Below are 8,162 nucleotides of genomic sequence, written 5' to 3' on the forward strand. Positions count from 1 at the left end.
TAGCCTTTTTTATATTTGGTAGATATCTTGAAAGTTTAAGGAGTAAGTAATGACTGTAAAAATTGGAGTAATTTTAGGAACGGTTAGAACAAATTCATTGGGAATGAAGATATTCCAATATTTGGAAAACACTTTTTTTGATAATGAGGAAACTGAATATACCTGGATACCATTAAAAGACTATTCGTTACCATTTTATGATCATGAAGAAATACCTCTTGGTGGTCATATCAATGAATTGAATAATAATGAGGTCAAATGGTTAGATACATTAAAACAACAGGATGGTTATATTATTTTATCGCCAGAGTATGATCATTCAATTAGCGGCGTTTTAAAGAATGCTTTGGACTTTGTTGGCCTTGAAGTTGATCATAAACCAGTTCAAATTATTACATACTCGTATTATTCAGACGGAGGGGTATTGGCCGCTAATGCAATTGTTCCCATTCTACAAATGTTAAAGATGATAGTTTTGCCGACGCCAGTTTTGTTATGGGATGCGGATACTAATTTTACTCAGGGTGGCTTGGATATGCTCGTTAAAAATAGTATTCATTTTGAAAAACGCCTACATGAGGCCTTTAGTGATATTGAATTTTATAGTAAGGTTTTGAAACAAAATCCATTTTTGAACAAGAAATAAAAATGTAAGTGTAGAAAAATCGGACAAAAATTTCAATATGTTTCTGAAAAAGAAGCTTTTTTATTTATATTTTTTCATAATTTGATTTACAATTAATATATCTATTTTTTGGAGGATGTTATGTTAGATAAAAAGATTTACGACGAAATATTTTCACGCTCTTTTACTATTCCAATTAAAGTTGTTTTTTGGGATGGCAAAGAAAAAAGTTATGGACCAGAGGGAAAGTCTGATATAACTATAAAGTTTAATGAAAAGGTTCCAATTTCAGATGTTGTTAAACATGCTACTTTAACGTTAGGTGAAGCATACATGGACAAAAAGATTGAGATCGAAGGTTCAATTCAAAAATTGATTACTTCAGCATATACTCAATCTGATAGTTTTATGTCTAGTTTGAAATTAAAGAAGTATATTCCTAAGTTCAGCCATACTGAAGAAGGAAATAAAAAAGAGATCCAAGAACATTATGATATTGGTAATGATTTCTACAAGTTATGGCTTGATGATACAATGACTTACTCATGTGCTTATTTTAGAACTCCTGAGGACACATTAGAACAGGCCCAAATGAATAAAGTTCATCATATTTTAAATAAACTCAATACTAAACCTGGCGAAACTATTCTTGATATCGGTTGTGGTTGGGGAACTATGATGTTCACCGCTGCTAAGGAGTATGGCCTGAAGGCTAAGGGTGTTACTCTTAGTCAAGAGCAATATGATTATGTTAATCAAAAGATTCAAGATGAAAATTTAGGAGACCAAATGGAGGTTATGCTAGAGGATTATCGTGAAGTTAGCGAAAAATTTGATCATGTTGTTTCCGTCGGTATGTTTGAGCATGTTGGTAAGGAAAACCTACCTGGTTATTTTGAAACCGTTAAAAAGCTTCTAAAACAAGATGGTAATGCATTAATTCATGGTATTACAGGTCAACATTATGGTGTTGGTGTTGATGCATGGTTGGTTAAATATATTTTCCCAGGTGGTTATATTCCTGATGTTAAAGAAAACGTTGGTCATATTTTAGATGCAGGTTTGCAAATTGATGATCTTGAACCATTACGTCGTCATTATCAAAAGACCGTTGAAATTTGGGATCGTAACTTCCATAAGGTTGAAGACAAAGTTGATGAAATGTATGGAGAAAGATTTGTTCGTATGTGGGACTTGTATCTTCAAGCCTGTGCTGCATCATTTGAAAGTGGTAACATTGATGTAATACAGTTCTTATTGACAAATGGACCTAGTGGTACAGCAATGCCAATGACACGTGAATATATGACAGACTTAGATAAAAAGACTGCGGAATAGAGGTTAAAGTGACTTTACTTTCGAAGAGATTACAAGCCGTTTACCAAATGGTTGATGAAAATACTAGGGTGGCTGATATTGGTTCAGATCACGCTTATTTACCGGTGGAATTGATAGAAGAGAATATTGCTAATTATGCTATTGCCGGAGAGGTTGCAGTAGGACCAATGTCCCGTTCTAAAAAAGACGTAGAAAAGTTTGGACTCAGTAAAAAAATTGATGTCAGACTTGGAGATGGACTAGCCGTTATTAAAGAAGCTGACAGGATTGATACCGTTACAATTGCAGGGATGGGTGGAATTCTTATTCAAAGCATTTTGACCCGTGCAACGTTAGAACAATTGAGTAATGTAAAAACTTTGATATTGCAACCTAATATTGGTGAACCGTTAGTGCGTCATTGGTTGGTAGATAATAGTTTTGTTATTGTTGATGAAGACATTGTTGAAGAAGATCATCATGTTTATGAAATTATTAAGGCAGAAAAAACAAACAATATTGCTAATTTGACTGAACCAGAATTTTTGATGGGCCCAATTTTAATGCAAAAGAAAACACCAACCTTTGTCTCTAAATGGCAGCATAAACTTAATAGCTATCAAAAAGCTGTAAGTAATATGCAAAATGCCAAACAGATCGATCAAACAAAGATTGATGTTATGAAACAATATATTAAATATATTGAGGAGATACTATAATGGTTAAAGTTCAAGATATTATCAATCAAATTGAAGAGATTGCTCCATTATCAATTAAAATGGACGGTGATCCCACGGGTTTTCAATTGGGAAATCGTCAGCAAAATGTCAAACGTTTGATGACGACTTTAGACGTTCGTCCCAACGTGGTTGCTGAGGCTATTGATAAGAATATTGATTTGATCGTTGCTCATCATCCATTGATGTTTCATGCAGCACATAATTTAGATCTTAATTCACCTCAAAATAAAATGTATCGTGATTTGTTATCGAATAATATTTCTGTCTATGCTAGCCATACTAATATCGATAAGGCACATAATGGCATGAATGATTGGTTAATGGAAGAATTAGGACTACAAAATATTCATTTTCTAGACGAGGACGATGACTATTCTATTGGTCGTATGGGTGAGTTAGATAAACCAATGGATCTAGTGGATTTTGCTAAAAAAGTTCGTGACTCCTTTGGTTTGGCTAATTTACGTTATGTTAAATCAGATCTAGGACAACCAGTCAAAAGAATTGCTGTTATCGGTGGAGATGCGGGTAAGTTTTATCCTGAAGTTTTGAGGGCAGGAGTAGACACATTTATTACTGGGGATGTATATTATCATACTGCACATGATATGATGGCTAATGGTCTAAATGTTATTGATCCAGGTCACCATGTAGAAGCAGTCTTTATAAAACAAATGGCAAATATTTTAAATGATTGGAAAAAATCTAATAAAATAGATATAGATATAGTACAATCAGAAGTAGATACTGAACCATATAATTTTTTATAGGGAGTGCATAAAAATGGCAATAAAGTATGAAAAATTGATTCCTCGTTTCTTGGGATATGTAAAACAAAATACTCGTTCAGATGAATATTCGACAACAGTTCCTTCTACGGAAAGACAAACGATTTTTCTAAAGAAACTTGCTGAAGAATTAAAAGAAATTGGTATGAAAGATGTCAAGATTCGTAAAGTTGATTCATATTTGACAGCAGAATTGCCTTCAAATATTGACTATGATGTGCCTGTTTTGGGATTGATTTCGCATGTTGATACAGCAGATTTTAATTCAGAAGATATTAAGCCTAAAATTATTGAGAATTATGACGGTAAGAGTGTTATTAAATTAGATGAAGCTGGTCAATATACTTTGGATCCAGCAGTTTTCCCTTCATTAACTAAATATGCTGGTCAAACTTTAATAACAACTAGCGGTGATACGTTGTTAGGATCTGATGATAAGTCCGGCGTAGCCGAGATTATAACCGTTATGGAATATTTGATTAATCATCCAGAAGTTAAACATGGCAAAATTAAAATTGGACTTGGCCCGGATGAAGAAATTGGTACAGGTGCTAAAAAATTTGATGTTAAAGATTTTGGTGCCGATTTTGCATATACAGTTGATGGTGGCCCTGTTGGACAATTAGAATATGAGACCTTTAGTGCTGCTGGTTTGAAAGTTCATATTACTGGTAAAGATGTCCATCCTTCAGGTGCGAAGGGAATTATGATTAACTCAATATTGATTGCTAATGAGTTCCAGAATGCTTTGCCAGCTGATGAGGTACCAGAGAAAACCGAAGGTCGTGAGGGATTCTTCCTATTATGTGATGAACAAGGAACAATTGATCATACCGATATGTCATATATCATTCGTGATTTCGAACGTGATGGTTTGGAAGCTCGTAAGAATAAAGTTATTGAAATCGTTAAGATGCTAAATGATAAGTATGGTGAAGGTACTGTCACTATTGATATGGGTGATCAATATTATAATATGTATGAAATTATGAAGGATCACATGGAAGTAGTTAAGATTGCCGAACAAGCTATGAGGAATCTTGGCATTGAACCGGATGAAGCACCGGTTCGTGGTGGTACTGATGGTTCAACAATTTCCTTTATGGGCTTGCCAACACCTAACTTATTTGCAGGTGGTGAGAATATGCATGGTCGTTTTGAATATGTTTCAGAACAAGCTATGGAGAAGGCCGCTGATGTAGTATTGGAAATTATTAAATTAAACAGTGAAAAGAAATAATTAGAATATTAAAGTAAATAGAGCTAGTAATTGTTTTTTGATTACTAGCTCTATTTATTTTAAGTAAAAACTAAATACTTTTCCGAAAAAACGTATCAATATAAATGTTTTACGAAAACATAAAAACAAACATCTAACCAACTCTTAACTAAACATTATAAGGGAATAAAAATACAATTCATCAATATATTACTTTATACCGGTAATGGAAACTTAAAGATAAGCTAGCACAGAGTCACAGCTAGCTTACTATTATTAGTAACCAATAAAAAATAGACGTGTTGATTATGAAGACATCTGTTATATCAATAGACAATTTAGTTTATAAACGTGAAATCACCTGAATAACGTTTTAAAATCAAGTTGGGTATTGTTTATTAATAAAAAGCAAAATAGTTAAAACAAAGACAATCAGTCAATAGAAAAACCTAGGCTAGTGATTGATAGTTGAATATGATCTTATGAAATAACACTCTAATTGATATTTGTCTACATATATATATAAAGTAGATGAATAAGTCAAAAGGAGTGTTTTTTATGTTAAAGAATAAAAATATTGAAGATAAAGAGTTCAAGATAGGTTATGTGCGTGTATCTAGTTCAGATGAACGTCAAAAATTAGGCTATGAGGCTCAAAAGAGGATACTTGCAGACAATAATATTGATTCTATATATAGTGAAAAAATAAGTGGGCGTAAAGATAATCGACCCGAGTTTAAAAAGGCCTTAGCATATTGTAAAAGATTATCTAGTCAAAGCTATAAGGTCACATTTGTTGTGGTTAAACTGGACAGAATCTCTCGTAAGATGTCTTCATTGCTCAACATATTGGAAGACTTAAAGTCTAATAATATAGCGTTTAAATCTATAAAAGATGATATTGATACGTCAACTCCAACCGGAATACTGATGATGCAATTGTTAGCCATGTTTAGTGAATTTGAAGTAAATACATTACGCGAGCGTACTAAGGAAGGGCTTCGCCAAGCAAAATTAGATGGCAAGGTACTTGGACGACCAGCTCTAGATGATAAAACTAAAAATAAGATTGCAAATTTATATTGCAACCCTGATATTACGGTTAAGCAAGTTGCAATTCAATGTAATGTTTCAGAACGTACTGTATATAAAATTGCGAAACAAAGGAAATTATCCAGATTATTTATAAAAGGGACTTCCTTTCATGATTAGACTGATGTTATACTGTTTACATAAAAATGATGATATTTTATGTACTGAACGACCGTTTTGTTCAGTACATAATCAAAAAAATAAAATTAATACAAAGCATTGGTATAACTGTATTCGTACAAGTTGTGTCAGTGCTTTTTTGTTGTCTGTGGATGACGGTCGTTTTACTCATACACATCATTACATAAAGATGGAGGAATACTAATTTAAGGATATTTATATAAGATTTATTTTATGATTTTGACTTTTTAGGGGGAAAAATGAGTTTTAAGAGAAAATTACTATATGCTACCTTATTTGCTTCAAGCTGTCTCATTTCTACAACTGCTGTGGTAAAGGCCGATACGACTGCTGATAATGCCGATATTATTAGTCAAAGCAGCGCTGAAAGTAATCAACAAGCTCAATCAAGTAATGCTGTTGAAAAGAATACAGGTACCGATGTAGATAATGCAGGTAAGATTGATGATTCGACCAATAATGTTATTCAAGATAACCTTCAATCTACTCAAGTAACACAAGATGCAAGTCAAGCAACTACACAACAAGAACAATCGAGCCATAGCGATGTTTCTGCTGACGGTGTTTATTCAGTTGCTAATATTACATATTTATACGATGCAAATGGTACTCAAATTTCTAATAGAGCACTTGGACCAAATACAGACTGGTATACCGACCAATTACATACACTAAATGATGGTTTTTCATATTATCATGTTGCAACAAATGAATACGCTAGGTCATCCGATGGTACTTACATACCTTATGTTCAATCATATTCTGGTAATGCCACGGTAGTTTATCAAAAGGGGTCTAGTATCCATGATTTTCAAGGCTATGGTAATAAAGCAACATATTTAGGTAATGATTTACCAACTGGTAGTAGTTGGAAAGTAGATAATCACGCTAATATTGGTGGCAAGGAATGGTACGAAATTGGTAACAATACATGGGTGCCACAGGATTATGTTGTTATCAATGGTGGTCAATATAAAGATGCTGATTGGATTTCAGGTGTGCCTTTGATTGCACAAAGGCCAGAGTTACCCAATGGTTGTGAAATTACGGCTGTAACAATGATGTTGCAATACGCTGGTGCTAATGTAAATAAGATGCAATTGGCTTACGAGATGCCAAGAAGTAGTAATCCTGAATATGGATATATTGGTCAACCTTGGGACTCAACTGGTATAACAATTTTTCCAAATGCCTTGATGCATTTAGTTGAAAGGTATGCGGGTTCTGCTAAGGATTTAACTGGTCAAGGATTCGATGCTATTAAATATCAAATTAATCTTGGTCATCCAGTGGTGACTTGGAATACACTTTATGGTTTTCCATATCATGCTTTAGTAGTAACAGGTTATGACCAAAATTATGTTTATTACAACGATTGTTGGGCTAATCAAACTCTTCAAATGGGAATTAATCAATTTATAAATAATTGGAACACGCAAAATAGACGTGCAATAAGTTATTAGGGGACGGACAAATGAAGATAAGAACTAAATATGCAGTTATGTGTGGATTTGCTTTAACGATGTTTCTTGCTACACAACAAACTGTAAAAGCTGATACGGCAACTGATTCTCAACAAGTAGAAAATGTTTCTACTACAAATGAAGGCGACAATACCGCAGTGTCACAAGCAACTGCATCAAATGATGGCGCTCAGGCCGTTTCAACACAAGACAGTACAGATACTAATAAACAAAATAACGCTGAAGTGAGTCAAGATGCTAATACTCAAGCTGATTCAACTACATCAAATATTGAACAAATAAAGGGCGTTGTCGTAACTCATAATCAAGCTATGACTTATCTATATGCACAAGATGGTACGCAAATTGCCAATCGTGGTCTAGGCGCAAATACTCCATGGGTCACTGACCAGAAACTTTCATTGAATGGTTCTACTTATTATCGAGTTGCTACTAATGAATTTGCCGATAGTAATGATGTAAGTATGCAATATGGTAGTACGGCAGATGGCGTTGTTCGAGTAAAACAAGATGGTGCTGTTAATTATTCAAGGACTGAGCAAGGATTTATCAGAAGTGGTCAGCCTAATTTTGATGCCAACTCAACTTGGAAATATAACCGTACTGATAATATGGATGGTTTAACGTAAGCACCTAATAACCGACCGTCTATGATTTAGGCGGAATTCGAATTATGATTATCTCATCAAACATATTGGTGAGGTATTTTTTTATGGAAAATCAACCTGAAATCGTGAAGGTCAATGTCCCTAAGGC

Annotated in this window: 8 protein-coding genes; all 8 read left to right on the forward strand. The window is 33.8% G+C overall.

All coding sequences use genetic code 11. The features are described 5' to 3' along the window. Positions 1–49 precede the first annotated feature (49 nt). Complete coding sequence (locus CBP76_RS06045; protein WP_102196050.1) at positions 50–646, forward strand: NADPH-dependent FMN reductase; 597 nt, start codon at positions 50–52, stop codon at positions 644–646. A 120-nt stretch (positions 647–766) separates the two neighbouring features. Further along, a complete protein-coding gene (locus tag CBP76_RS06050; protein ID WP_102196051.1) occupies positions 767–1,963 on the forward strand; it encodes an SAM-dependent methyltransferase in 1,197 nt (398 codons plus the stop codon). An 8-nt stretch (positions 1,964–1,971) separates the two neighbouring features. Continuing rightward, positions 1,972–2,661 carry a tRNA (adenine(22)-N(1))-methyltransferase gene (locus CBP76_RS06055; protein WP_102196052.1) on the forward strand — a complete coding sequence of 230 codons (690 nt, stop codon included), beginning with the start codon at positions 1,972–1,974 and terminating at the stop codon, positions 2,659–2,661. Continuing rightward, entirely contained in the window at positions 2,661–3,452 is a 792-nt protein-coding gene (locus CBP76_RS06060; RefSeq protein WP_102196053.1) for a Nif3-like dinuclear metal center hexameric protein, read from the forward strand. The genes CBP76_RS06055 and CBP76_RS06060 overlap by 1 nt, the downstream gene beginning before the upstream one ends. A gap of 13 nt (positions 3,453–3,465) precedes the next feature. Further along, positions 3,466–4,710, forward strand: a complete 1,245-nt coding sequence (gene pepT, locus CBP76_RS06065) for a peptidase T (protein ID WP_102196054.1) — start codon at positions 3,466–3,468, stop codon at positions 4,708–4,710. A 537-nt stretch (positions 4,711–5,247) separates the two neighbouring features. Then, entirely contained in the window at positions 5,248–5,901 is a 654-nt protein-coding gene (locus CBP76_RS06070) for a recombinase family protein (protein ID WP_166667204.1), read from the forward strand. Positions 5,902–6,161: 260 nt separating this feature from the next. Further along, positions 6,162–7,385, forward strand: coding sequence for a C39 family peptidase (locus tag CBP76_RS06075; protein ID WP_102196056.1), 1,224 nt, complete (start codon positions 6,162–6,164; stop codon positions 7,383–7,385). 11 nt (positions 7,386–7,396) lie between these two features. Beyond that, positions 7,397–8,035 (forward strand): SLAP domain-containing protein, encoded by a 639-nt coding sequence (locus tag CBP76_RS06080; protein ID WP_102196057.1) that lies wholly within the window; start codon positions 7,397–7,399, stop codon positions 8,033–8,035. Positions 8,036–8,162 lie beyond the last annotated feature (127 nt).

Source organism: Companilactobacillus nuruki, assembly GCF_002872255.1.
GTDB classification, from domain to species: domain Bacteria; phylum Bacillota; class Bacilli; order Lactobacillales; family Lactobacillaceae; genus Companilactobacillus; species Companilactobacillus nuruki.